Source organism: Paenibacillus sp. FSL R7-0312 (genome assembly GCF_038004445.1).
Classification (GTDB): domain Bacteria; phylum Bacillota; class Bacilli; order Paenibacillales; family Paenibacillaceae; genus Paenibacillus_AQ.
Map to the genome: position 1 here is coordinate 2,965,389 of NZ_JBBORE010000001.1, position 25,828 is coordinate 2,991,216.

Here is a 25,828-nt window from a genome sequence, read left to right on the forward strand (position 1 = left end):
TTCATGTATTAGACGGAACGCTTATACCATATTGGGAATAGCGACAGCAGGATCAGTCTCTGCTTCGTAATCCACGCCTTCGGTACGGAAGCCGAACAGATGGAAGAAGTCATCCTGGTAGCCCTTAAGGTCTGCAAGTTCAGGAACATTATCCGTTTCAAGCTCGTTCCAGCGTCTCATGACCTCGATCTGCACATCCTCGCGCATCTCCCAATCATCAATCCGGATCAGGTGGCTGCCATCTGCTGCCGCTTCGCCGCCGTTATACAGGTGGTCTGCGAACAGGCGGTACATCTGCTGAATGCAGTTCTCGTGCAGTTCTTTTTCCTTCATTACTCTATAGAGTGCGGAAATATACAGCGGCACCACAGGGATGGCGGAGCTGGACTGGGTAACCAGAGCCTTGTTCACGGATACGTAGGCCCGTCCGCCTGTAGCAGAGAGCTGCTCGTTCAGCGCGATCGCCGTCTGTTCCAGATGGTTCTTCGCCTGGCCGATGGTTCCGTCCCGGTAGATGGGGTGGGTGATCTTAGGTCCGATATAGGAATAGGCCACGGTTGTTGCACCAACTGCAAGCACGCCTGCTTCCAGCAGCTGATTGATCCACATGCCCCAATCTTCTCCACCCATAACAGCGATTGTCTGGCGGACTTCGTCATCCGTTGCCGGCTCAATAGTAACCGTGGATACTTCCCCGGTGTGGAAGTTCATCGTCTTGTTCGTATAAGCATCCCCCACTGGCTTAATAACCGAGGAGAAGACTTCTCCTGTAACGGGATGGGTGCGGCGCGGGGAAGCTACGCTGTACACAACCAGGTCAACGGTGCCGAGTTCAGCCTTGATCAAGTCGATGGTCTTAGTCTTAATGGCATCCGAGAAGGCATCGCCAACGATGCTGAACGATTTCAGCCCCTGCTTGGCCGCTTCCTGCTCAAAAGCAGCGGAATTGTACCAGCCTGCGGATGCTGTGCGGGCACCTTCAGCAGCTTTGTCGAAGAATACACCGATGGTATTGGCACCTGCGCCAAATGCAGCCGCAATTCGGGAAGCCAGTCCGTAGCCGGTAGAAGCGCCGATAACCAGCACGTTGGCCGGGCCGGTAAGTTTCTTTTGTGCCCGTACATAGTCAATCTGTTCCTGTATTTGTCCGGCACATCCCTCCGGGTGAGCAGTCGTGCAGATAAAGCCGCGTGTTTTTGGCTGAATAATCATCAAGGATATCCCCTTTGTTTTAGTTTTTAACTTTTTTCGCTAATATAGAGTATAGCAAATGATGGCATAGAAAGATAAGCTAGAATCTTTTTTTGAAAAGATAAGAATGTACATGCGTTATCAAGAATCTGGGAGGTTCTAAATGTGCTGATGATAAACGGGAAGGAAGTTGCGGAGATTCTAACCATGGAGTCCTGCATCGCTGTGATGGAGACCGTCCTCGCTGACCTGTCGGAGGGGGAGGCCGTGCAGAGTCTCCGCCAGGTCCTGCCGCTGGAGGAGCGGAATGTGCTGGGGCTGATGCCCGGGTATCTGCGGCGTGAAGGGGTCGCTGGTGCTAAGATCATCAGTGTATTCCCTGGCAATCACGGGAGCGGCCTGCCGTCGCATCAGGGGATGGTATCTTTGTTCGACGCCGCCAACGGCGTGCCGCTGGCCATGGTAGACGGCCAGTCGATTACAGCCATCCGCACGGCGGCGGTCAGTGCGGCAGCGACGAAGCTGCTCGCCAGGGAAGAGGCGGAGTCCCTGGCGGTTCTTGGCACCGGGGAGCAGGCCCGGAGCCATCTGGAGGCCATGCTGCAGGTGCGCGGGATCAAGCGCGCCAAAGTCTGGAGCCGAACGCCGGGCAAGGCCCAGGCGTTCGCCGATGCCATGAGCAGCCGGTGGAACGCGGAGATCACGGCAGCGCTGTCTGTAGCGGACGCGGTGGTGGACGCGGACATTATCTGTACGGCAACGGCTGCGGGGGAGCCGGTGCTGCACGGCGCCTGGGTGAAGCCAGGCGCGCATATCAATGCGATCGGCGCATGCAGGGCGCATGAACGGGAGCTGGACACGGCGCTTGTAGCCGGGGCGAGGCTCTATGTGGACCGGCTGGAGTCGGCGGTCCATGAAGCGGGGGATTATCTGATCCCGCTCAGCGAAGGGGCGATCACTGCGGACCATATCATTGGCGAAATTGGCGGTCTGCTGAAGGGGCATGTTCCGGGCAGGGGAAGCAGCAGTGAAATTACGCTTTTTAAGGGACTGGGGCTTGCCGTTCAGGATCTTGCCGCAGCCTTCTATATTTATAAACAGGCGGTTGCTCTGCATAAGGGTGTGGAAGTTGCATTGTAACCAGACCGAACCTGACGCTGACCGGCTCCGCAGAGCACGGCGTGTACAAGTCATATTAGGAGTAACGTTAAGAGTAACTAGTCCAGCATCAGAAATAAAGAAGTGAGTTGATTCAATAATGCAGCAAGTGGCAATGGATGTATTCAGCTCCAAGTGAAACTTCAGTGATAGTTGTAGAATGTACAATTAAAAACAGCGAAAAGGGCTGCTTGCCGCTTATAACTGTAGTCTGTACAACTAAATCTGCCCGAATGGGTGAGGAACCTTCTACAATAAGTCAGTTTAATTGCACGGAATACAACTAAACAAATAATCGGTTGAAAATCATACGGTTTAGTTGTACAAAGTGCAGTTAAGCTTACAGTAATCGGGTCACTGCGAACTTTCAGCAAGCGACAGCGTCCGACTTTGTCTGCGGATTTCCACCGCGAATAACGGTACAAATCAAGAAATCTGTAGACAACAGCGGCCGGAGGGCCAAACATTCTTTGGAGTTACGGCAATCCCAGAATAGAAAAAATACAAGTTCAATCTATCTAGTTTAAATCTGACAATATATTAACTATGGAATATATGAACATTGCAAAAACGATAACGGACAGATATCAAGTTGATATCTATTGTTAATAGAGGAGGGGCTGGATCAAGTGAGCTTACAGGAACGGGAAGGCTGGTATGAGTTCGGACTGAGTGCTGAACAGGAGGAGCGGGCGAAACGCCTGCATGAGGAGAATATCAATATTGATCTGCTGTTCCAGGGGCCGCTGTCCCCAAGCGCTATCCCGGAGAGCGTCTCGCTTAAGGTGAAGGAGTTGTGCGAGCCGTACAAGGATGAACCGATGGTCTACAGCGCCTTGCCGGCGCAGATCATTACCCGGCTGTCGGCCGGCGGTGAGATTGCGGAGTACAAAGAGGAATGGTACAAGTCAGGCATTACGGCGGGCAACCGCGAACTGCACCTGAATGATATAGAGAGTATGATTACCAGCATGGGCGAGGTTCAGCTGCAGTTCGATTCCGCGGACTGGCTGGTGAAGGCACTGACGGCAGAGGATATCCGCAGGGCTAAGCGTGAGGGCAGGAAGGCCGGTATTGTAACGGCACAGGAAACGGATGCGCTTGGGAAGAATCTGGAGCTGCTTGACGCGCTGCATGGCTTTGGTCTAAGGATTCTGCAGTTAACGTACAACAACCAGAATCTGATAGGTTCCGGCTGTGCGGAGCCGGGCAATGGCGGGCTGTCCAAATACGGTCTGCGGTTTGTGGAGCGGTTGAATGCGCTGGGAATTATCGTCGATACCGGACATTGCGGCAGACAGACCACCCTGGATGCCTGTGCAGCCTCGAAAGCACCGGTTATCGCCTCGCATACCGGTGTGGAAGCCCTCTACCCGCATATGCGCTGCAAAAGTGACGAGGAGATCCGTGCAATTGCTGCCACCGGCGGGGTGATTGGTATTTTTGCGATGCCGTGGTTTGTGCATGAAGATCCGGACCATACCACGATTGAGCATGTATTGGATCATATTGAATATGTGATCAGGCTGGTAGGCGTAGAGCATGTGGGCATCGGAACGGACTGGCCTATGAGTGACCTGGAGTGGTCACTGGTCTTTTTTAAGGAGCAGATTGCACCTAAGCTGGGGTTCGTCAAAGGGGATGGTCCCTCCACGGAAACCGTAGCAGGGCTTGAGAAATACAGTTATTTCAGCAATTTCACGCGGGGACTGGTGGCGCGCGGGTACAGCGATGAAGAGATCGCTAAGATTATGGGCGGCAACTGGCTGCGTGTGTTCGAACAAATTTGCGGATAGGGGACTCATATTGATGAATACGTACTTACAGCAGACAAGCTTCAACTTCTATTGCTCGGGAATATATAGCGGAACAATCCGTTTCACGGACAAGGAGGTTATGCATGCCAAGGTTGACACCCGCAGACGCACACAGATGCAGGAGAATGTGCTGGATGCTGGCGCGAAATATGTTCTTCCTCTGGCGCGGATCGCGGGGCAGCTTCATGTGTACACCGATGCGGAATGGGCCGGGGACGAGGTTATCCTGAGGAACGGGGACAAATATCAGAAGCATATTACCTATCAGGCGGAGATTGCCGGTATCATGCGGACCTCACAGGTATGGGCTTACCGCGGGGGCACGGCGCTGGATATTGTAACGCTGGACGGGGAGGTAGTCGCTTTTCTGACCCCTAACCGCTATGGCATTGAGCTGATCGTTAAGGCAGGATATGAGGAGCTGACCCCGCTCGCCCTCTATGCTGAACCGCTGCTGTCGCAGCCGGAATACGGGGTGAATGATCTGGGTACGTACCTAGTGCCGATGCGGGAGGGCGTGAAGCTGGCTACGGATGTGTTTCTTCCTGAAGGGCTTGAGCCGGGAACGAAGGTGCCGACTATTCTGGTACGAACCTGTTACGACCGGAATGGTAAAAAAGAAATCTTCATGCGCTGGGCGAACAAAGGCTACGCCGTGGTCTCCCAGGATGTACGCGGCCGTGCGGACTCGGAAGGGGAGCTGATTCCCTTCTATAATGAACGCGATGACGGCTACGATACCATTGACTGGATTATCGCCCAGGAATGGTCTGACGGCAAAGTTGGGATGTGGGGCGCCTCCTATCTCGGCTATGTCGTTGTAGCAGCAGCTACCAGCGGCCACCCGAACCTGCTGGCGGTTGTGGATGAGGTTAATGTAGGATCGCCGTTCGTGGACACCGCGCGCAAAGGCGGGACGCTCTGCTCCTGGCCGCTGCTGTCCTGGACGCTTGCGCAGTCGGTGGGGACGCGGACGGACTTTGATATTTTTGGCGGCATTACAGTGGACCCTGAAGCGGCGGTCGATGCCAGACCGATCAGGGATATTCCGCAGCAGATGATCGGCTGCACTTCCGGGCCGTGGGAGCTGTGGAGCCAGCATCCTGAGTATGATGATTTCTGGAGAAACTGCACCTTCACTGAGCGCGGGGATCAGGTCAAGGTTCCAATGTATGTGATCTCCGGCTGGTATGACGGTGACAGTCCAGGGGTATCGGAGACCTGGCGGATGCTGACGGAGCATGATGTAAAGAGCCGCAAAATCCGTCTCGGCGCCTGGGAGCACGGACCGAACCGGGCGCGGGATCTGCTTGGCGTATCCTTCGGCAATGATGCAGTGGTGTACGATTATGATATATCTGTGCTGCGCTGGTTCGACCGGTTCCTGAAGGATATTCCGAACGGCATCGACCAGGAGCCGCGGGCTTCCTATTATGTGGTGGGCGAGAACCGCTGGAGAACCTCGGAGGACTGGACACCGGCAGAAGCAAAGGTAACTCCGTTCTATCTGGGTGGAGACGGCCGGGCGAATTCATCCCTGGGCGATGGACGGCTGGTTATGGAGCCGGAGGAACATTCAGCAGCAGACACTTACATCTATAATCCGGCTGACCCGGTTGCCGACAGCGGAGAGCGGGAGCCGGAGAACATGCGGAAGCATGAGCTGCGCAGCGACATTGTCGTCTATACCAGTGAGCCGCTGGCAGAGCGGCTGACCATTGCCGGAGAGCTGTCTGCGGTCATCTATGCGGCAAGCTCGGGGCTGGATACGGACTGGGTCGTGACGCTGAGTGATGTGAATGAACAAGGCGATTCCATCCGCCTGTCCAATTACATCGTGCGGGCGAAATACCGGCATGGGCTGGAGCAGCCTCAGCTGCTGGTGCCAGGCCAGGTGGAGCGGTATGATATTTTCCTGCAGAACATTGCCCACTCGTTTGCCGCAGGACACCGGGTCCGCTTCACAGTCACTTCTTCCAGCAAATTCGTGGCCTTTCCTAACACAAACACCGGAAACAATCCGTATGAAGATACGGAAGCGGTCATTGTGCAGCAGACGATCTACCATAACCAGGAGTATCCGAGCCATATTAAGCTGCCGGTGATTCCTAATTTCTATTAGAGGGGACTTAATCAGCTGGTAATTTGCAACTTTTCCCAATTGGGGCTCCTGCTGATACGCCTTTTCAAATGACGGTCAACCGGGCGTTTTTGTTCATGATCAAGGAGGTGCAGACTCAGGTGGTCCTGTTCCTCGGAGCCATTGAGAATCCGCTGGACACAGATTAATTCCGCTTGGAATGAATTTCAAGCAAATACGCATAAATGCTCCCTTCACAGGTCACAATAGGGAAAAACCAGAATGAAGGGATTAACGTGAATGCTTTTCGCTTGAAAAAACAACTGTGGCGGCGGTGGAGACGTTGGAAAAAGGCTCCCTGGGTGGGGGCTGCATGCATTGCGCTTACGCTGTTGGCCTGGCGTGGCATGAAGGTTCCGGAAGAGATCAGTCTGCTGTTGGAGCATACGGCCTGGACATTGCCTGGAACATTAAGCGGAACAGAGGAGCAGAACCGGGAACCCGGCAGCAGTATTCCGGCTGTGGCAGCCGTTTATAACCATACAGGGATTGAAGCAGAAGATGAAGCTGCTGTGATGGACAGCAAAGAGCTGCTTGAAGCAGTCAGCCGGGATGCGGTCAGCAGAACGGTGCACCTGAAGATAATTTATGTAGCCGGTGAAGAGGTTCAGACATTGCCCGGCAAGCAGACACCGGCCCAGCTGAAGATGATGATCGGACAGCATTCCGATTGGAACGGCTGGCTCAGCAGGGAAGGCGACTTGTGGCTGGAGCAGAGAGTCAATGATCTGTCGCCGCTCACCAAAAAAGAGGCCTACTTCGGAGTGGATGAGCAGGGGAATCTGACGCTGTTCAAAGGACCGCCGACGTCGGAAAAGGTGATGAAGACCTTCTTTCAGCTGGATATGGGCTCAATGAAATCCTCTTTACCGGAGGGGATCTGGGAGCAGCTTCATCAGGGCATCCGGGTACAAGACATGGAGGAGTACAACAGTGTACTGTCTACCTTCAGCGACTATGCGCGGGACTCAGCGGAACAGGTGATGCATGCGGAATGAAGTGAAGGACATAACTGTTTGAAGACTCGTGGGCAGGAGGCTCACGGGTTTTTTTGTTTGAAATAGCCGCTTGATTTTAATTTCCCCTGGACAAAGATTTTGTCTCCCCGGGGATTTTTTTTTGCTATAATGGGTAGAAGGAATACATATGTTCGCTTTAGGGCGGATTCATGGATGAACCAGCAGGGGGTATTCTACCCTGGCATAGAGGAGAGAGAAGGATCTTGCGCATCTTAGGGATTGATCCGGGTCTGGCGATTGTCGGCTTTGGTTTTGTAGATAAGGTTGGAAACAAATTGACTCCGGTCCAGTACGGCTGCATCCAGACTGAGGCACATACTCCGGAAGAAGAACGTCTGCTGCATGTCTATGAAGGCATGGTGCAGCTGATTGACAAATATAAACCGGATGCGGTTGCGGTAGAGAAGCTATTCTTCAGCCGCAATGTGACAACGGCCCTGCCGGTGGCGCAGGCGCGCGGAGTGCTGATTCTGGCGGCCGTGCAGCGCGGGCTGCCGGTGGCGGAGTACACCCCTATGATGGTGAAGCAGGCAGTAGTAGGGTACGGCAAGGCGGAGAAGAAACAGGTTCAGGAGATGGTCAAGCTGCTTCTTAAGCTGTCGGCTGTACCGAAGCCCGATGATGTGGCGGATGCACTGGCGGTGGCGGTATGCCACGCCCATTCCGTGAGTCTTAATTCCAAATTAAATGAGGTATTGCGAAAATGATAGATTTCCTAAGAGGACCGGTTGTACATTTGGAGTCAGAATATGTAGTACTGGATGTTCAAGGCGTAGGATACCGGGTCTTCTGCCCGAATCCGTATGCTTTTGCCAAGGTGGAGGGTCCGGTGACCATCTTCATTCATTATCAGACCCGTGAGGATGCGACGCTGCTGTTCGGATTCCCGACCCGTGAGGAGCAGAAGCTGTTCCGCAAGCTGATCGAGGTGTCAGGCATCGGCCCGCGTGTGGCGCTGGGCATTCTGACCGGCGGAACGCCGGATCAGCTGATCTCGGCGATCTATCAGGAGAACATCACCTTCCTGACGAAGCTGCCGGGCATCGGCAAGAAGACGGCGCAGCGGATGATTCTGGATCTGAAGGACAAGCTGGACGGCTTCGGCGGAGCTGCCCTGCAGACAGGACTGTTCGCAGTGGCGGCTGAGGCCCAGGCTAAGGTGGAGGCCCTTCCATGGGAAGAAGCTCGTGACGGCCTGAAGGCACTGGGTTATACCGATGCAGAGCTGGACCGCGTGTGGCTGAAGATGAAGCAAGAGGGAACGGATACCGGACCGGTTGATGTGCTGATGAAGAAGGCGCTGGGGCTGCTTTTTATAGCCAAATAGGTCCCTGAAGAACGGAGTGAGGAATAATGGATGACCGGATTATATCAGCAAATCTGATGATGGACGAGCAGGCGGTTGAATTAAGTCTGCGGCCCCGTTATCTGGGTGAATATATCGGCCAGAACCAGGTGAAAGAAAACCTGAAAATATATATTGAAGCAGCCAAGATGCGCAGCGAAGCGCTGGATCATGTCTTGCTGTACGGGCCTCCGGGTCTCGGCAAAACAACGTTGGCGAATATTATTGCCAATGAGCTGGGTGTGAATCTGCGGACCACTTCCGGCCCGGCAATTGAGCGGCCGGGCGATCTGGCCGCGCTGCTGACCAACCTCCAGGAAGGCGATGTGCTGTTTATTGATGAGATCCACCGTCTGCACCGCACGGTGGAAGAGGTCATGTATCCGGCGATGGAGGATTTCGCGCTGGATATTATGATCGGCAAAGGCCCGAGTGCCCGTTCAGTGCGGCTGGACCTGCCGCCCTTCACGCTCATTGGAGCGACGACACGCGCGGGGCTGCTATCCGCTCCGCTGCGCGACCGCTTCGGCGTAGTCAGCCGGCTGGAGTACTACACGATCGATGAGCTGAGCTTCATAGTAGCCCGTAACGCCGAGCTGCTCAGCATCGAGATTCTGGGCGATGCTGCGGAAGAGATTGCCCTGCGGGCCCGTGGGACTCCGCGGATTGCCAACCGTCTCCTGAAGCGGGTGCGCGATTATGCGCAGGTCCGCGGCGACGGTATTATTACGCCGGAGATTGCCGCTGAATCGCTGAAGATGCTTCAGGTAGATCCGCGCGGACTGGACAGCATCGACCACAAGATGCTGCAGTCGATGATCAGCTCCTTCCGCGGCGGACCGGTCGGGCTCGATACCATCGCTGCTACGATAGGAGAAGAGAGCCAGACTATTGAGGACGTATACGAACCCTATCTGCTGCAGATCGGTTTCCTGCAGCGCACGCCGCGCGGGCGCATAGTGACCCCGGCCGCCTATCATCATCTGGGACTCCCGCTCCCTCCGCAGCAGAACTGATGCTGCCCATAATACAACATTTTTCGTATGTTCCCGGCTATATTCCCGAATTGTTGTATAAAAGGCAGCATTCCTTCTCCTCCAAGCGGTTTGGCGGGACAAATCTTGTATTTCATACAACAATCTGTCCCAACCGCCAGATATCTAGGGGATCAAGTTGCAATACGTACAACAATTAAGCCTATACAGGTGAGAAACTTAAGAATTTGAATGCTCTTTGCAATGGATTAGATGCGAGAAGTTGAATAAACCACTCGTCACATAAGTGCATTCTAAAGTTCGTTTTATATAACACAATTAAGAGTATGCTTCCCAAGCGGGTTTGGAACGAAGCCTAGTCAGGCAGCAGATACTCTCAAAATTTTTAGGAGGCCTACAATGAATCTTGCCAGGTGGAAAGAAACAGGGTTAGGGCTGCTGGGCCGCGGAGTATTGGCCGCATCACTGGTAGCAGGCAGCCTTCTGACCTTTGCGGGTACCACTCACGCCGATACCGGCGGGGCGATCCGGGTTGCACTGTATGCCGATATTGGCAGCAAATATAAATCTACCGTACCGCTGGTCACACTGCAGTCCGATTTGGGCTTCAGCCTGCTCTCGCAGGCCGGAACACCTCTGCTGTCGGTTCCTCCCCAGAACAAAGTACGTGTCAGTCTGGACGGCTACCGGGTGAAGGTGCTGGAAACGCCAACCTGGCAGGTGGCAGCGGATGCAGCCAAGAAGCTGCAGGCTACCTCCGATAAACCCCAGCTGTTTATGGCATCACGGGGCGGAGCCAAGGTGTATCAGCTCTACACTGGAAGCTATGCCAGTGTAGCTGCCGCCCAATCGGGGCTGACCTCCGTGATGAAAGCCGGAGTAAGCCTTCCGGAAGGACAGACACCGGCGGTTGCCGGGACCAAACATCTGTCCGCAGGTTCCTACGCGACGCTGGAGGAAGCGCAGGCGGTTGTCGGCAGCCTTACTGCTGCCGGGTTCGATGCCTGGCCGGTATTCGTGTCCGGAGAAGGCGGCAGTGCACGGACTGAAGTTTGGGTAGGCGAAGCGGCGAACGACAGCGATCTTGCAACAGTCTCTGCTGCGGCAGCTGGATTGCTCCCGCAGCTTGTTCTGTCGCCGGTGGCGGCAGGTACAGCGGGACTAATTATCCGGATGGACGCAGGACTTGATTTCAGCAGTGAAGTGCAGGCCTTTCATTATCTGTTATCCGGAAGCGACGCGAAGTTCACAGCCGCCGGCAATGAGAAGGGGATTCTTCTTACGGAGAGATCCAAGCGTACTTACCGCGGCAATCTGGAGCTGGGCAATCTGAACGGTTCATTGTCTGTAATCAACGTAGTGCCGCTGGAGCAATATCTGTATGCGGTTGTCGGCGGAGAAGTTTCATCCGGCTGGCCGCAAGAGGCGCTCAAAGCCCAGGCCGTTGCGGCGCGCAGCTATGCGCTGGCCCAGGGCAACCGCTTCGATGTAGCCAATGTTGTCGATACCACGCTGAGCCAGGTGTATAACGGCATAGGCGCTGAGGCTCCAGTCATTACCAAGGCAGTGGATGCTACCGCAGGCGAAGTGCTGATGAGCGGCGGCAAAATAGTAGAAGCCGTGTTCTCCTCCAACGGCGGCGGCGTTACCGCAGACCCGTCTGAGGTGTGGAACAACGGCGGCGATACCTTCGTCAGTGTAGTCAGCAGCGAGGATGCTGCGGCAGTTGCTTCATCTAAAAAGTGGTATTATGTGCTGCTGAACAGCGGTATTTCCGGATATGCCCGTGAAGACAATATCAAATTAACCGGGAACACAACGGCAGCCGGACTTCCGCTGGCTACGGCAACCACCAAGGATGTGAATATCCGGCCTTTGCCTATTATTGATAACAGTGCCAATCCGGCAGGCAAGCTGAATCCCGGCGATACCGCAGTAGTGCTGGGCCAGGTCTACGAATCCGGCAGCTACAGCTGGATCAAAGGGCCGTATACCTCGGCAGAGCTGCTCAAAAGCCTGTCCGGCAAAACAAGCAACGCTCTTCCGTCTTCCATAACCAGTCTCCAGGTGACTAAGCGCGGCCCTTCGGGGAGAGCGGTGGAAGTCAAGGCTAACGGCCAAATTCTGCAGGTGAAATACCCGGATCTGTTCCGTTCTTCCTTTGGCGGATTGCCCAGTACTTTGTTTGATATTGTCCCGGCAGGCAGTTATACTGTACTAGGCGCTGACGGCACTACAGCCACTATAGGCAGTGTGGCAAGCGCCGGAGTGCTCTCTGCAACCGGCAAAGTAACTGCAAATGGCAGCGGAACCGTAGTCATGGGTGCTGATCAATCTTCCAGAGTGGTCACCAGCAGTCCAGGATTCTATTTCATCGGCTGGGGCAACGGGCACGGCCTGGGCATGTCCCAATGGGGCGTAAAAGGCATGGCGGATAGCGGGTATGATTATCGTCAAATATTGCAACACTATTTTAATAACGTTACTATAGTTAAGGAATGAAGATCCCATCATGAATGTAGATAATTATGATTTTAATTTGCCGGAGGAACTGATTGCCCAGACTCCGCTTGCTGACCGCAGCTCTTCCAGACTGCTGCTCGTAAACAAGGAGAATGGTCAACTGGAACACGGGCATTTCACAGATATACTGCAGCAATTCCGTCCGGGAGATACATTGGTGTTGAATGATACGAGAGTTATTCCGGCCAGACTGTTCGGTGTCAAGGAAGATACCGGGGCGAAGGCAGAGGTTCTGCTGCTGAAGAATCTCGGTGAAGACCGCTGGGAAGCGCTGGTTAAGCCCGGCAAAAAGCTGAAGACCGGAGCGGTGATTATCTTCAGCGAAGAGCTTAGCGCCGTAATAGAGGACCAAGCGGATATGGGCGGCCGGACGCTGCGCTTTATCTATCAGGGAATCTTCCAGGAAATACTGGACAGGCTCGGATCGATGCCGCTTCCTCCGTACATTAAGGAAACTCTGGATGACCGCGAACGTTATCAGACCGTCTACGCGCGGCACGAAGGGTCGGCGGCTGCGCCGACGGCGGGGCTGCACTTCACCCAAGAGCTGCTGGAGCAGATTGCAGCGGCCGGCGTGAATATCGCTTATATTACCCTGCATGTAGGTCTTGGCACATTCCGTCCGATGTCGGTAGAAACCGTGGAAGAACATGTGATGCATGCCGAATATTACGAATTATCCCAAGAGACGGCAGAGATGCTGAACTCCGCGAGAGCCAGAGGCGGAAGAATTATAGCTGTCGGCACAACCTCCTGCCGGACCCTTGAGACGGCCGGGAGACAAGCGGCGGGCGGACCGCTGAAGGCATCAAGCGGCTGGACGGATATTTTCATCTATCCCGGCTACGAATTCACTGTCGTCAATGCATTGATTACCAATTTCCATCTGCCAAAGTCAACTTTGGTCATGCTGGTGAGCGCTTTGGCCGGTCGGGAGCATATTCTCGCCGCCTACGAAGAAGCGATTAAGCAGCAGTACCGGTTCTTCAGCTTTGGCGATGCAATGTTCATTTATTAAGCAAGAGGAAGGGTTAAACCTATGGCAGCAATCACTTATGAACACATTAAGACCTGCAAGCAGTCCGGAGCACGGCTTGGAAGAGTGCATACTCCACACGGAATTATTGAAACACCGACCTTCATGCCGGTAGGCACACAAGCCACCGTCAAAACAATGAGCCCCGAAGAGCTTAAGCAAATGAATGCGCAGATTATTCTGAGTAATACCTACCATTTGTTCCTTCGCCCGGGCCATGAGATCATCGGCGAAGCCGGCGGTCTGCACAAATTCATGAACTGGGACCGGCCCATCCTGACTGACAGCGGCGGCTTCCAGGTATTCTCTCTGAGCGACATGCGTAAGATTACCGAAGAAGGCGTTCATTTCCGCTCCCATTTAAACGGGGACAAGAAGTTTCTCTCGCCGGAAGTAGCGATGGAAGTTCAGAATGCACTCGGTTCCGATATTATGATGGCCTTCGATGAATGCCCGCCTTATCCGGCAGAATATGAATACGTCAAAAAGTCACTTGAACGCACCACCCGCTGGGCAGAAAGATGCCTCAAGAGCCATGCACGTCCTAATGATCAGGGGCTGTTCGCAATCGTACAGGGGGGCATGCATGAGGATCTGCGCCGTCAGAGCGCGGCAGATTTGACTTCCATGGATTTCCCGGGGTATGCTATTGGAGGGCTCAGCGTCGGAGAGTCCAAGCAGCTAATGTATGAAGTGCTGGATTATACAGTTCCACTGCTGCCGCAAGGGAAACCGCGCTATTTAATGGGCGTAGGTTCACCGGATGCGCTGCTGGAAGGGTCAATCCGCGGAATAGACATGTTCGATTGTGTTCTGCCTACCCGTATTGCCCGCAATGGAACGACGATGACCAGTCAGGGAAGACTCGTTGTACGCAACGCGCAGTATGCCCGTGATTTCGGGCCGCTTGATCCGGAGTGTGATTGCTACACCTGCCGGAATTATTCCCGCGCTTATTTGCGCCATCTGATCAAAGCCGACGAAACCTTCGGCTTGCGGTTAACGACATACCATAATTTACACTTCCTGCTGGAATTGATGCGTAAAGTGCGTGAAGCCATCATGGAAGATCGGCTGCTTGATTTTCGCGATGAGTTTTTTGCACAATACGGATTATATGATAATCTAAAAGGCTTCTAAAAGTACTGAGTGATATGTTAAATTTTTTGGAAAGGGGGGAATGATATGTCACATTTTCAACTGGCAGCAGCTTCAGGCGGCGGAGGCAATATTCTTGGCCTGGTAGGTCCATTTGTACTTATGTTTGTTGTCTTCTACTTCCTGCTGATTCGTCCGCAGCAGAAGAAAACCAAAGCACGTAACGGAATGCTCAAGTCTTTGAAAAAAGGCGATAAGGTAGTTACTATCGGCGGTCTTCACGGAACAATTATGGAGATTTCTGATGACATCGTTGTATTGCGGGTTAATGACGTGACCCGATTGACCTTTGACCGGGGTTCGATCAGTCACTCTGTCGTGGAAGTAGAAGACAAAGATTGATTTGTCTGCATTAAATTACATAAAAACCGGCGTCTCTCGTGAGAGAAACGCCGGTTTTTTTACATTATACAGTTCAAAGGTTGATATTATCGCACATCCGTTGCCCGGCTTCGTACTCTCAGCCGTTCTTCCCCGCTACGAAGGGTAAATTTGGCAAGCTGCACTGCGACAGTTGTGGACAGAACGGCTAGCAAAGTGCCGCCGAGCATATCGGTCAGCCAGTGGATACCGAGATAGAATATTCCGAAGACGATAGCAACGGCCGAGATTGTACTAATCACCATCCAGCGGCGGTTGCCGGAACGGTAGGCCAGCAGCGCCATGGATACGGAAATGGCAGTATGCAGGCTAGGGAAGCAGTTGTTAAGGCCCGATAGCGGCCGGTACTCCTCTTCAAACTTCGGAAAAACATCCAGCATGGTAAATCGCACCCCTGCGGGCAGATAGGACCACACTTCATTTACCGGGAAATACAGATAGAATGGAATAGCAACGGCATAGGTTATCATGATCGTGTAGCAGGTCGCATAGAGCATCACGCGGTTCTTAGCCAGCAGATAGATACCGAGCGAGGCGGCAAGCACTGCTTGCAGCATGAAGATATAGAAGAAGACGATAATTGGGGTCAGCCAAGGCGTATAGAACAGCTCTTGCACATGTCTGACAAAGTAGCCTTCAAGACCAAAGACAAAGGCAGTGTAATCCGAAGTCAGGTGCATCTTCTGCTCGATCTGCAGCTCATATTTATTCACAGCAAGCACGCTGAACATTCCTATAATAATCAGAGTGAATTTATAGGACCGCAGGAGCTCTCTACCGATTTCAACTAGGGCCATTAGCGGATTGCGCCGGGCGCCGATCCAAATCAAAACCACTACAATGGCAACGGTGTATACAACTACAAGATTCATGGACTGGTAAAGCAAAGCATTCAAAGCCTCCTTGATAAATCCCTCATATGAAGTCAGATGCATTTAGTGTAACATATTTTCAAGGATAGGTTTCAAATTTCGAAAATTATATTAATTAGGATTTTTGTAAATTAACCCCAAATATTCCCCCGAGTGCACCAATGCCTGCTGCAGCCAGTACCCAAAGGAAATCAAACCCTGCCGGTGCGCTGTCCAGAGCCAGGAATCCGATCAGCAGAACAATCAATCCATAGAATGCGCCGGTCAGTGCTCCTTGATACCAGCCTTTGCTTGTAGCTCTGCCGCCTGCGGTCAAGCCTCCGAAAGCGGCAGCTATGCCGTGTACAATATAGGTATACATGGTAAGATCCTGTTCCTGCAGTCCGCTGCCCCAGAGCAGCAGGGAGAGAACGAATGCGCCCAGCAGCATCCACAGGAACGACCGGCATAAACCCGACAATACAGGACTAGATATTTTCCATGAGAATAGACGCCTAATTAACGACATGGTAAAACCTCCTAAAAGTTTGTTTGCGTTACTTCCTGGACGGACTGCTTACAAACGGGCTTGGAAAGCATACGCTAAGTTTGTTTGCGATACTTTCGGGCTGGGCTTTGAAAAAGTGTCCCGCCTGAGCTGGTACTAATCATTGTATGGGAAGGCTTGCCCCAATAGTACAAGAATGGCAGACTGGACTTTTACCAGTAATTAATCAGCAGGCCTCCGAATGTTCCCTTGGCAGGCAGGTCAGAATAGGGGTACATTAATCCACCCGTTACGGCTCTCAGCTGCCGGGTGAGAAGCGGAAGGGGAGCGAAGAGAATATGTTCCAGCATATTACTACCCACATCTTTCTGACCGTGCTGATGTATATCTTCATTTTCCTAAGTATGCGGATCATGGGCAAACGGGAAATCGGTAAGCTGTCGGTTTTTGATCTCACGATTTCCATTATGATTGCCGAGATCGCTGTTTTTGTGATTGAAGATATCGAGCGTCCCATCTATGACGGGTTCGTGCCCATGGCGACCCTGGTGCTGATTCAGGTATTGGTTGCACAGCTCAGTCTGAAGAGCCGGAAGCTGCGCCTGCTGGTGGACGGCAAGCCGAGTATTCTAATCTCGGATGGTAAGCTGCACCGGGGCGAGATGCGTAAACAGAGATATAATATAGATGATCTTCTGCTGCAGCTCCGGGGGCAGAACATCGACAGTCCGGCAGATGTGGAGTTCGCCATTCTTGAAACCAGCGGGCAGCTTACTGTAATTGAGAAGAACAAAGGAGTATCCTCGTCCAACCAAACAGGCAACAGCAGCTCAAGCGCTGAGCAGAAAGAACAGAACAGCGGAGACCCGCAAAGCTCCCGCAGTTCAGATAAATCTGACAGCTCCAGTACGGTTAAGCTTCCTAAGCATAAAATCCGCTACGAAGGTCTCCCGATTCCGTTGATTATGGACGGAAAGGTGCAGGACGACAATTTGGAGATGATCGGCAAGAACCGCTTCTGGCTTAGAACCCAGATCCGCCAGAAGGGTGTCTCCGATTTCCGTGATGTCTTTCTATGCTCGATTGATCATAAAGGGCAGATTTATATTGACCCGATCAGCCCCCGATAAGGAAGTGAGGTCTAGTTCCGCCAGCGTCTGAAGAAGGGCACACGCTCCAGATCACGCCTGGAAATCAGGCCCGATAACAGGCAAATGCTAAAGTATACGCCCATCCCGCAGGCAGCGGCAGCCAGAAACTGTATCCACTGTGAGTAGGAGATTTGAACTGAGGTATAGACGTAAGACATTCCGGCAGCCATGATGATCGTAGCCGCTATAATTTTGACCGGATCCGACCATCTTAAGGACATGGCTGTCAGCCGGATAACACTGTATCCATGCAGTATAGTCACGAGGAGGCTATTGACAATAATGGCGATGATGGCTCCTTGAATCCCGTATTCCGGCCTGGAGGCGAGCAGCAGAATCAGCAAAATTTTGACGACCGCACCAATCAGTGTATTAATCAGTGCCTTGCCGGGGCGGTCCATTGCCTGAAGTGCAGCCTGCAGCGGGGCCTGGACATAGAGGAATAATGCGAACGGTGCCATCATCCTCAGCATAGGTGCCGTATCCGCTGCATTGCCGTACATCAGTGTACATAAAGGTACGGCAAGAACGTACATAACAGCAGCAAACGGAGCGCCTGTTACCATAGCCAGCCGCAGAGCCTGATGCATTCTTTTATGAATCGTGGGCAGGTCATTTCGGGCAGCTGCCTCGGATAAGGAAGGGACGAGGGAAACGGCCAGCGAGGAGCTGAGCACACCCGGCAGCAGCAGCAGCGGGATAACCATTCCCTGCAGAGAACCGTATTGTGCAGTTGCGGCTGCGGCGGCTATTCCGGCAAGCGCCAGGCTGCGCACGGTAATAATGGATTCCAGCAGATACGAGAAGGAGCCGATCAGGCGTCCGGCGGTTACAGGTACAGAGATGGCGACCAGCCGCTTAAACACACCCCCGGGTGGTCTCTGCGGTTCATCTCCGGACTCTGCAGAACTACCCGGAACAGCCGTGCCGGCAGGAGGCGGAGCCTCATTCTTGTCCTTTTTGACGATATAATAATATTGCAGCAGCAGGGCCAGCATTCCGCCTATTTCACCTACAGTAACGCCCAGCATCGCACCTGCCGCCGCAAAAGCAATTCCTTTTGGGAGCAGCAACCAGGAAAACCAAAGCATGAAGAAGATCCGGATGACTGATTCCAGCACAGAGGAGAACGCCGAGGGAAGCATATTCTGCCTGCCCTGGAAATATCCGCGGTAGATGGACGAAACGGCCACGATTGCAATCATTGGAGTCATGCTGACAAAGGTGTAATATACCCGCTGGTCGGTCAGAATAACGCTTGATACCCAAGAGGCGCTGAGCAGAGCTACAATGGTGAAAAAAATTCCTAGTGTCAGACTGATTGCCAGGCCCGTATGCAGGATTTTGCGGGACTGCTCCGGCCGGTTCTCTCCTTCTGCTTCAGCAACCATTTTGGCAATTGCCAGCGGCAGCCCGCCGGTAATGACGGTTACCAATACGATAAAGAACGGATATCCAAGCTGATATAGTCCTACTCCTTCGGCGCCGATGATTCGCGGCAAAGCAATCCGGGGAATAAAACCAAGCATCCGGTTAATGATGCCTGCAAATAACAGGATTAATGTTCCTTGTATAAAGGTCTGTTTCCTCAAAGGGCACTCCTTCTTCCCAAATTAGATGAAAACTTCCGGTGAATTTGTTCCTCTCCCAAGCAGGCTTGTATAAGGATATGCTGCTACAGGTCAACTCCATGACAAGCTTTCCATATGACAAGTTTTTGGCCGAAAGAAGGAAAGAGTGGCAGAGGGAGCGAATATTAATCTCTGAGCATACGTAACGGGGAATCTTTGGAGGTGTCAACACGTGGAATCGGAACAATGGAGATATGACGAGCTTAGTGAAGAAATCGAAGCCATGTGCATCAGCAAAGCGGAGGAATTCCGGCTCCTCGGCTATGAATATGTAACCGGTAAGGATATTTGGGATTGCGTCAGCCGTAATTATGTTAAGGAAGGAAGACCTCCTCTGCATAAACTGGTCAATGATATTTATTCGCTGAAATCGGGCAGTTACATGAATTATCTGACCATTGCAGCCTACCGGGGGTTGAACTGACGGCCTAATTTGCCCAAAAGGAACGATTTTCTTTTGCAAACGGCTACAGGAAGCAGTAAAGTAAGAGAAGAGTAATTCAACAGTTCCTATTCAAACGGATGGTTTGCGCCCAGAAGCAGAACCGGCCGTTTCTTTGTGTGGATCCGGCACCGTCATTCCTCTTGAATTGACGGTGATTTCGCACGTAGCTATAATAGGAATATTGAGTAATGAAAGGGGAACTAGCTAGAGCATGAAGAGAATGTTGAGCTTTATCATCACCGTGGTCGTTCTAACCGGCGTCATGGGATTTACAACTCCCGGGCTGCTGGACAAGGTCCGTCTAGGTCTTGACCTGAAGGGCGGATTTGAGATTCTGTACCACGCCGAGCCCATGGATACGGGAGGAACCCTGACCCGTGCTTCGCTGCAAAAAACAGCGGAGAGCCTGGAGAAACGGGCGAATGCACTCGGAACAAGCGAGCCTGAGGTTACAACCGAAGGTACGGACCGCATCCGTCTGAAGATTGCGGGCGTTACTGACGAAGCCGAGGTCCGCAAAAAAATGAAAGAACCTGCAGTTCTAACCTTCCGCAGTGTCGCTGATGGTGATGCACCCGGAGTCTTCAGCAAGATTGAACTGGTAGGCAGTGATTTTGTTGAAGGCGCGGCAGACGTGCAACGCGATAACCTCAACCGTCCGGAGATCAGCATCTCTATTAAGGACAAGGATAAATTTGCGGAAATTACCGAGCGTCTGCTGGGTAAGCAGCTCGCCATTTATCTGGATGAGACATTGTTGTCCGATCCTCCTTATGTTAGGGCAGTCCTGACCGATGGTAAAGCTTCTATTTCCGGAGGATATACACTAGATGAAGCCCGAGAGATTGCAGATACGATCAATCTCGGTGCATTGCCGCTGAAGCTAACGGAGAAATATTCCCAGAGCGTAGGGGCAACACTTGGTAAACAGTCTCTTGACCAAACGGTTAAAGCAGGTATTGTAGGTTCCCTGATCATTCTGGTCTTCATGATGTTCATGTATCGTCTTCCGGGTGTACTGGCCAGCTTCGCGCTGATTCTTCATACCTGGCTGCTGATTCTGGTGTTCGTTATAGCTGATTTCACCTTGACCCTTCCCGGTATTGCCGCGTTCATTCTCGGTATAGGGATGGCAGTCGATGCCAATATCATTACCAATGAACGGATTAGAGAAGAAATGCGCAGCGGTAAGAGTATTTTATCTTCCGTCAAAGCAGGTAACAAGACTTCATTCCGTACCGTTATGGACGCGAATGTCACTACGATCATTGTAGCGGCTGTCATGTTCGCCTTCGGTACAGGTGCCGTTAAAGGCTTCGCGCTGATTCTGATCGTGGAAATTGTACTTAGTATTGTAACAAACCTTTATTTTGCCCACTGGCTGCTGACAGTGCTGGTTAAAGCCGGCGCACTCAAAAAGCCGAAGCAATTTGGGGTAAAGGAGAGTGACATCAGTGCGCTTTAAGAAAGAGCTTGATTTCGTACATTTAAGCAAGTTTTTCTATATCTTCTCAATCGCCATTACAGTGGCGGGTCTGGTCTTTCTGGCAACCTTCGGCCTGAATTACAGCGTTGATTTCAAGGCCGGGTCCAACGTGGACGTTGCCCTCTCCAAGAGCATCACCCTGGCTCAGCTACAGCCTGTATTGGATGAAGCTGGGATTGGGCATGATCCGACAATTACCATCGGGGATCAGCGTGTCAACATCCGCTACGATGAAGAACTGGATGATGTACAAAGTGAAACCCTTAAGAAGTCAATCAACAAGATTGATGATAAGGCATCCTTTGAGATCAACACAGTAGATACAGAAATGGCTAAGGAACTGGCCCGCAATGCAATCTATTCAGTGCTTCTGGCCAGTATCGGGATTATTATTTATGTGAGTATCCGTTTTGAATGGCGGTTCGCAATGGCATCCATCGTGGCGCTGCTCCATGATGCATTTATGGTTGTAGCGATCTTCTCCATCTTCCGTCTGGAGGTAGACATAACCTTCATTGTCGCGGTGCTGACCATAATCGGTTATTCCATTAATGATACGATCGTTATCTTCGACCGGATCCGCGAGAACTTGCGGTTCGGTAAACAGAAGTCGTATGAGGATCTTAAGTCCCTGGTCAATAAGAGTGTGACCCAGACCCTTATGCGCTCCCTGTATACAGCCTTTACGGTATTTATTGCCGCATTCTTCCTGCTGATTATGGGCGGAGAGTCGATCAAAATGTTCTCGCTTGCCATGGTAATCGGCTTGCTCTTCGGAGCCTATTCCTCGATCTTTATTGCAAGTCCGCTCTGGCTGCTGCTCAAAAAACGCCAGAAGACGCCGGTAAAGAGCAATCCGGCCAAAGCCTAAAACTTAAGTTTCAGGAAAGCCGCGTCACAAGCGACGCGGCTTTTCGGAATCTTTGGATCAGCATCTTAAGCCGGTTTCATCATCATGAGATTACTTGCTAGTGGTAAGGAGGGCCTCGTTATGAATGACAAACAATTAGCTGCAAGAGACACCGTTGCCTGGACCGGAATACTCAGTGATATTATGCTGGCTCTGGCCAAAGGCGCCTTCGGCTATCTTTCAGGCAGCAAAGCATTGATGGGGGACGCCATCTATTCCGGAGCAGATGCCGCCGCCAAACTGGCAGGGGTTATTCCGTGGAATTCGAAGCAGAGTCACAAGTATGCAGGATCATCGGGCAGCCGGGCCGGTCAACGAAATAAAGAGCCGATGGCGGCCATTCTTTTTTCTGTGCTTATTCTTATGGGCGGGCTGCAGATTGCTTTCTCGGCCATTCGTGATTTAACCCGAGGACATTTATCGGCACCTGGGCAGTCGGCACTTGTAACCGTCTTGATTTGCATTGTGTTCAAAGAGGCTATCTTTCAATATCAATACCGTTATTATAAAAAAAAGAACGATGGCAGTCATGCCGCGTATGCGGATACCCACCGTTTCAGTCTATATACTTCCATAACCGTATTTATTGGTATTGCTCTGGCCATGACGGGCGGGTATTTCAATTGGCATCCAATGCTTTATATGGACCCGATTGCCGCACTGCTGACCGGATGTCTGGTTATCCGCAAAGGCTATTCTCTAATTACTTCCTCTGTCTACAGCAAAAAGATTCAGGAGCTTCCTTCCGAGGAAGCCGCCAGCTTCATTGAGACCGTCCAGCGTGTGCATGGAGTCATCCGGGTGGAGCAGCTTAAGGCAATGGAGGAAGGCAGTTATGTGAATCTTCATGTCACGATCAGCGTAAATCCGCGGATTAGCGTGCTGGAAGCTCAGGATATCTCGGAATGCGCCCGGAAGCTGCTGCAGCACCGGTTCGTTCATGTTGGCGAGGTTCAAATGGATGTTGTGCCGTATGACCCGGGTTATCCCTATAAAAGCAACCATGAGCTCGTGGATAATGATATTCCCACGCTGCTTCAGTAGTCTGCAAGGTGAGAGAAAGGTGAGCTGTATTGCTTCATTCAAAAACAAGATGGCAATCTCCGGCAGCCGATCCCGAGAAAAACCGGGAACTGGCCCGGAGCCTTTCTATTTCTCCGCTTCTGTCCTCACTGCTCGTGCAAAGAGGCATGGATACTGCCGATAAGGCGCTGGTATTCATGGATGGCGGAGTGGAGGATAGTCATGATCCATTCCTGCTCAAAGGAATGGCCGAGGCTGTGCCGCGGATTCGAAAGGCATTGCAAGATGAAGAACATATTCTGGTATATGGCGATTATGATGCAGACGGGGTGTCCAGTACTGCGCTGATGATCTTTCTTCTGCGTCATCTGGGTGCTTCTTTTGACATTTATATCCCGCATCGTTCCAATGAAGGCTACGGTCTGCATAATCATGCGCTCGATTGGGCGCTGCAGCAGGGAGTATCTCTCGTTATTACTGTGGATACTGGTATTAGTGCCTACCATCAGATTGCTTACGCTTCAGAGCTGGGCATTGATGTCATAGTCACGGATCATCATGAGCCGCCGGAGCTGTTGCCTGAGGCTTATGCACTCATTAATCCGAAACTGCCGGACTGCCCGTATCCTTTCAAGGGGCTGGCCGGAGTGGGTGTAGCTTACAAGCTGGCGGAGGCCCTTCTGGGCAGCGGAGTTCCTGAAGAATGGTGTGAGATTGCCGCTATCGGTACCGTTGCGGATCTGATGCCGCTGCTTGGGGAGAACCGGAGTCTAGTACGCCGGGGGCTAACCAGCATGCGGAATTCGCCGTTTCCGGGAATTCGGGCGCTGCTCTCCGTCAGCGGAATTACGATGAGTACGGTGAGTGCTGTTAATATTGCCTTCGGCATGGCTCCGCGCATTAATGCCAGCGGAAGGCTGGACCATGCCGGGCGGGCGGTTACACTGCTCACTACCGCAGATGCTGAAGAGGCAGAACAATTTGCCGGAGAGCTTGACCTCCTGAATAAGGAACGTCAACTGGTCGTCGAGAGAATTGTAGGGGAAGCTACGGAGAAGCTGGAGCAGAGAATCAGTCAAACCGGGCTTCCAGATATTATTGTGCTGGCTGAGCAGGGCTGGAATGTCGGCGTTGTTGGGATTGTGGCTTCTAAGCTGCTGGAAAAATATTATCGTCCGGTTATTATTCTGGACATTTACCCGGATACAGGGATGTGCAAAGGCTCTGCCCGCTCGATCCCCGGACTGGATATCTATGCGGCGTTATCCTCATGCGCCGGATTAATGGACCATTTCGGCGGGCATCCGGCTGCGGCCGGAATGAGCCTGCCGCAGGACAAGCTGGAAGATTTTGATGCAGCGCTTAATGCATATGCTGCATCTATCCTGACACCAGAGGACTTTGTAGCCGTGACGGCTGCAGACGGTGAGGTCTCGATTGCTGATTTGTCACTGCAGGCTGCGCTTGAACTGGAGCGGCTTGCCCCCTTCGGGATGGCTAACCCGCTGCCGAGATTCATTCTGCGCGGAGCTGCAGTGAAGGAGACCCGCAAGATGGGCCAGGACGGCAAGCATCTGAAGCTTGTCCTGCAGCAGGATAAGGTGACGATCGAAGCGGTGGCCTTCGGTAAGGGTTCCCTGGCTGATCTGCTGCCTGATGGTACAGTCATTGATGTACTGGCTGAGCTGTCGGTCAATGAATGGAACGGCTCACGCAAGCCTCAGCTGATGCTGCAGGATCTTGCAGTGCCTGCCGCGCAGTTGTTCGACCTGCGCGGTGCTGCTGACGCGGTTAAGCAGGCGGCGCATATTCAGGAGCTGCTCCGTTCGTACAGCGGCAGCAGCCCGGTTAAGACAGCAGCGGTCTTTCAGAACAGCCGCAGGTCTCCACTGCGCGAGCTGAAGGGCATGTCGCTGTGGGTCTACGATGAGGATGCCGGAATTTCACAGGTGCATCAGGGTGAGCCGGGGAATGACGAAGCAGAGATAACACTGCTCTGTCTGCTGGATATGCCGGAAACGCCGGAGCAGCTGGAAGCACTGTTCACTGCGTTTCCCCGCACAGAGAATATTGCCTTGCTGCATTCGATCCGCGACGGCCGTGACCGGCTGCAGGTTCCTACGCGGGATCATTTCAAGTCGTTATATAAATTGATCGCCTCGATCGCAATAACCGCAACCCCCGAGCATGAAGTGCTGCTGCGGCTCAGCCGCCAGTCTGCACTGGGTGTGCGTATGCTGGGCAGGATGCTGGATGTGTTCGCTGAGCTTGATTTCATTGAACGCAGCGGAGGAAGCATTACCTTTGTCAAGCAGCCTGCCGCCAAGAGCCTGACGGCGTCAGAGCACTTCGTCAGGCTGGGCAAGACTGCTGAAATGGAGCAGTATTTCATGGAAGGCAGCCGCGGCGAACTTCAGGAATTCATGCTGTCACGCCGGCTAGGCGCCTCGTAAAGGGTGTAGCGTGCTTTCGGAGTAAGAGCTTTTACAGAGAATTCAGGTGAGGATATCCTATCCTCATAACTTTTAGGAGATGATACTTTTGGATTTCAAAGACAGTATTCGTGTGATTCCGGATTTCCCGCAGCCGGGGATCAGCTTTAAGGATATTACTACCCTGCTTAAAGACGGCGCCAAGTACCGTGCGGCTATTGATGAGCTTAAGGCTCTCGTTGCCCATCTGGAGATTGATGTCATTGCCGGACCGGAAGCGCGCGGCTTTGTAGTAGGCGCACCGCTGGCGTATGCACTGGGTGTTGGCTTCGTGCCGATCCGCAAAAGCGGCAAGCTTCCTTACGAGACGATTGAAGTGGGATACGATTTGGAATACGGCAAAGATACCCTTGCTGTACACACGGATGCTATCCAGCCGGGACAGAAGGTTCTGATTGCGGATGATCTGCTCGCTACCGGCGGTACTATCGCTACTTCAGTAAGCCTCGTGGAACAGCTTGGCGGACAAGTTGTCGGCGCTGCCTTCCTGATTGAACTAACCGCTCTGGCCGGACGCAATAAGCTGTCGGATATTGAAGTGGTTACCCTGTTGACTTACGAGGATTAA

Annotated in this window: 23 protein-coding genes; 19 read left to right on the plus strand and 4 right to left on the minus strand. The window is 52.6% G+C overall.

What is annotated here, in order from left to right; translation table 11 throughout:
- Positions 1–21: 21 nt before the first annotated feature.
- The gene (gene fabV, locus MKX70_RS13030; protein ID WP_042238745.1) at positions 22–1,212 is read right to left on the minus strand and encodes an enoyl-ACP reductase FabV; all 1,191 of its coding nucleotides are present in this window, start codon (positions 1,210–1,212) and stop codon (positions 22–24) included.
- A 150-nt stretch (positions 1,213–1,362) separates the two neighbouring features.
- Between fabV and MKX70_RS13035 the strand changes: the two genes are divergently transcribed.
- From MKX70_RS13035 to yajC, 12 genes are all read left to right on the plus strand, one after another.
- On the plus strand, positions 1,363–2,331 hold the full coding sequence (locus MKX70_RS13035; RefSeq protein WP_340841657.1) for an ornithine cyclodeaminase family protein: 969 nt from the start codon (positions 1,363–1,365) through the stop codon (positions 2,329–2,331).
- Positions 2,332–2,978: 647 nt separating this feature from the next.
- Positions 2,979–4,145, plus strand: a complete 1,167-nt coding sequence (locus MKX70_RS13040; protein ID WP_340783284.1) for a dipeptidase — start codon at positions 2,979–2,981, stop codon at positions 4,143–4,145.
- A 13-nt stretch (positions 4,146–4,158) separates the two neighbouring features.
- Positions 4,159–6,288 carry a CocE/NonD family hydrolase gene (locus MKX70_RS13045; protein ID WP_340783286.1) on the plus strand — a complete coding sequence of 710 codons (2,130 nt, stop codon included), beginning with the start codon at positions 4,159–4,161 and terminating at the stop codon, positions 6,286–6,288.
- Between the two features lie 23 nt (positions 6,289–6,311).
- On the plus strand, positions 6,312–6,455 hold the full coding sequence (locus tag MKX70_RS13050; RefSeq protein ID WP_340783289.1) for a serpin family protein: 144 nt from the start codon (positions 6,312–6,314) through the stop codon (positions 6,453–6,455).
- 102 nt (positions 6,456–6,557) lie between these two features.
- Entirely contained in the window at positions 6,558–7,304 is a 747-nt protein-coding gene (locus MKX70_RS13055; RefSeq protein WP_197072978.1) for a BofC C-terminal domain-containing protein, read from the plus strand.
- 224 nt (positions 7,305–7,528) lie between these two features.
- Complete coding sequence (ruvC, locus tag MKX70_RS13060) at positions 7,529–8,032, plus strand: crossover junction endodeoxyribonuclease RuvC (RefSeq protein ID WP_039294456.1); 504 nt, start codon at positions 7,529–7,531, stop codon at positions 8,030–8,032.
- Positions 8,029–8,652, plus strand: a complete 624-nt coding sequence (gene ruvA / locus MKX70_RS13065) for a Holliday junction branch migration protein RuvA (RefSeq protein WP_340840153.1) — start codon at positions 8,029–8,031, stop codon at positions 8,650–8,652. Before ruvC ends, ruvA begins: the two co-directional genes overlap by 4 nt.
- Before the next feature lie 26 nt (positions 8,653–8,678).
- Positions 8,679–9,686: a Holliday junction branch migration DNA helicase RuvB gene (gene ruvB / locus MKX70_RS13070; RefSeq protein ID WP_039294462.1), complete on the plus strand. Its 1,008-nt coding sequence runs from the start codon at positions 8,679–8,681 to the stop codon at positions 9,684–9,686.
- Positions 9,687–10,064: 378 nt separating this feature from the next.
- Positions 10,065–12,167, plus strand: coding sequence for a SpoIID/LytB domain-containing protein (locus MKX70_RS13075; protein ID WP_042238735.1), 2,103 nt, complete (start codon positions 10,065–10,067; stop codon positions 12,165–12,167).
- A 10-nt stretch (positions 12,168–12,177) separates the two neighbouring features.
- Positions 12,178–13,206: a tRNA preQ1(34) S-adenosylmethionine ribosyltransferase-isomerase QueA gene (gene queA, locus MKX70_RS13080; RefSeq protein WP_042238733.1), complete on the plus strand. Its 1,029-nt coding sequence runs from the start codon at positions 12,178–12,180 to the stop codon at positions 13,204–13,206.
- 21 nt (positions 13,207–13,227) lie between these two features.
- The gene (gene tgt / locus MKX70_RS13085) at positions 13,228–14,364 is read left to right on the plus strand and encodes a tRNA guanosine(34) transglycosylase Tgt (RefSeq protein ID WP_042139546.1); all 1,137 of its coding nucleotides are present in this window, start codon (positions 13,228–13,230) and stop codon (positions 14,362–14,364) included.
- Positions 14,365–14,409: 45 nt separating this feature from the next.
- Positions 14,410–14,724, plus strand: coding sequence for a preprotein translocase subunit YajC (gene yajC / locus MKX70_RS13090; RefSeq protein WP_042238731.1), 315 nt, complete (start codon positions 14,410–14,412; stop codon positions 14,722–14,724).
- An 86-nt stretch (positions 14,725–14,810) separates the two neighbouring features.
- Here the strand turns inward: yajC and MKX70_RS13095 are convergent, their stop codons facing one another.
- Together MKX70_RS13095 and MKX70_RS13100 are read right to left on the minus strand one after the other, a co-directional pair.
- The gene (locus MKX70_RS13095) at positions 14,811–15,659 is read right to left on the minus strand and encodes a phosphatase PAP2 family protein (RefSeq protein WP_340840154.1); all 849 of its coding nucleotides are present in this window, start codon (positions 15,657–15,659) and stop codon (positions 14,811–14,813) included.
- Positions 15,660–15,750: 91 nt separating this feature from the next.
- Positions 15,751–16,143, minus strand: coding sequence for a TIGR04086 family membrane protein (locus tag MKX70_RS13100; RefSeq protein WP_340840155.1), 393 nt, complete (start codon positions 16,141–16,143; stop codon positions 15,751–15,753).
- Between the two features lie 317 nt (positions 16,144–16,460).
- On the opposite strand from MKX70_RS13100, the gene MKX70_RS13105 reads away from it, so the two are divergent.
- Entirely contained in the window at positions 16,461–17,252 is a 792-nt protein-coding gene (locus MKX70_RS13105) for a DUF421 domain-containing protein (protein WP_042238725.1), read from the plus strand.
- Positions 17,253–17,263: 11 nt separating this feature from the next.
- On the opposite strand, the gene spoVB is transcribed toward MKX70_RS13105, so the two are convergent.
- Entirely contained in the window at positions 17,264–18,865 is a 1,602-nt protein-coding gene (gene spoVB, locus MKX70_RS13110; protein WP_042238723.1) for a stage V sporulation protein B, read from the minus strand.
- 211 nt (positions 18,866–19,076) lie between these two features.
- Here spoVB and MKX70_RS13115 point away from each other — a divergent pair, with 211 nt between their 5' ends.
- The 6 genes from MKX70_RS13115 to MKX70_RS13140 all read left to right on the plus strand — a co-directional run bounded on the left by MKX70_RS13115 (position 19,077) and on the right by MKX70_RS13140 (position 25,828).
- On the plus strand, positions 19,077–19,328 hold the full coding sequence (locus MKX70_RS13115) for a post-transcriptional regulator (protein WP_042238721.1): 252 nt from the start codon (positions 19,077–19,079) through the stop codon (positions 19,326–19,328).
- Between the two features lie 232 nt (positions 19,329–19,560).
- Positions 19,561–20,814: a protein translocase subunit SecD gene (gene secD / locus MKX70_RS13120; protein ID WP_340840156.1), complete on the plus strand. Its 1,254-nt coding sequence runs from the start codon at positions 19,561–19,563 to the stop codon at positions 20,812–20,814.
- Positions 20,804–21,706, plus strand: coding sequence for a protein translocase subunit SecF (gene secF, locus MKX70_RS13125; RefSeq protein ID WP_340783319.1), 903 nt, complete (start codon positions 20,804–20,806; stop codon positions 21,704–21,706). Before secD ends, secF begins: the two co-directional genes overlap by 11 nt.
- Before the next feature lie 120 nt (positions 21,707–21,826).
- Positions 21,827–22,789: a cation diffusion facilitator family transporter gene (locus MKX70_RS13130; protein ID WP_340783321.1), complete on the plus strand. Its 963-nt coding sequence runs from the start codon at positions 21,827–21,829 to the stop codon at positions 22,787–22,789.
- Positions 22,790–22,818: 29 nt separating this feature from the next.
- Positions 22,819–25,221: a single-stranded-DNA-specific exonuclease RecJ gene (recJ, locus tag MKX70_RS13135; protein ID WP_340840157.1), complete on the plus strand. Its 2,403-nt coding sequence runs from the start codon at positions 22,819–22,821 to the stop codon at positions 25,219–25,221.
- 88 nt (positions 25,222–25,309) lie between these two features.
- Complete coding sequence (locus tag MKX70_RS13140) at positions 25,310–25,828, plus strand: adenine phosphoribosyltransferase (RefSeq protein ID WP_039294499.1); 519 nt, start codon at positions 25,310–25,312, stop codon at positions 25,826–25,828.

What these genes read in the sequence shown, in the direction of transcription:
- fabV (WP_042238745.1), bottom strand. Translation starts at nt 1,212, where the DNA reads ATGATTATTCAGCCAAAAACACGCGGCTTTATCTGCACGACTGCTCAC.
- MKX70_RS13035 (WP_340841657.1), top strand. Translation starts at nt 1,363, where the DNA reads ATGATAAACGGGAAGGAAGTTGCGGAGATTCTAACCATGGAGTCCTGC.
- MKX70_RS13045 (WP_340783286.1), top strand. Translation starts at nt 4,159, where the DNA reads ATGAATACGTACTTACAGCAGACAAGCTTCAACTTCTATTGCTCGGGA.
- ruvA (WP_340840153.1), top strand. Translation starts at nt 8,029, where the DNA reads ATGATAGATTTCCTAAGAGGACCGGTTGTACATTTGGAGTCAGAATAT.
- ruvB (WP_039294462.1), top strand. Translation starts at nt 8,679, where the DNA reads ATGGATGACCGGATTATATCAGCAAATCTGATGATGGACGAGCAGGCG.
- MKX70_RS13075 (WP_042238735.1), top strand. Translation starts at nt 10,065, where the DNA reads ATGAATCTTGCCAGGTGGAAAGAAACAGGGTTAGGGCTGCTGGGCCGC.
- queA (WP_042238733.1), top strand. Translation starts at nt 12,178, where the DNA reads ATGAATGTAGATAATTATGATTTTAATTTGCCGGAGGAACTGATTGCC.
- tgt (WP_042139546.1), top strand. Translation starts at nt 13,228, where the DNA reads ATGGCAGCAATCACTTATGAACACATTAAGACCTGCAAGCAGTCCGGA.
- yajC (WP_042238731.1), top strand. Translation starts at nt 14,410, where the DNA reads ATGTCACATTTTCAACTGGCAGCAGCTTCAGGCGGCGGAGGCAATATT.
- MKX70_RS13100 (WP_340840155.1), bottom strand. Translation starts at nt 16,143, where the DNA reads ATGTCGTTAATTAGGCGTCTATTCTCATGGAAAATATCTAGTCCTGTA.
- MKX70_RS13105 (WP_042238725.1), top strand. Translation starts at nt 16,461, where the DNA reads ATGTTCCAGCATATTACTACCCACATCTTTCTGACCGTGCTGATGTAT.
- secD (WP_340840156.1), top strand. Translation starts at nt 19,561, where the DNA reads ATGAAGAGAATGTTGAGCTTTATCATCACCGTGGTCGTTCTAACCGGC.
- MKX70_RS13130 (WP_340783321.1), top strand. Translation starts at nt 21,827, where the DNA reads ATGAATGACAAACAATTAGCTGCAAGAGACACCGTTGCCTGGACCGGA.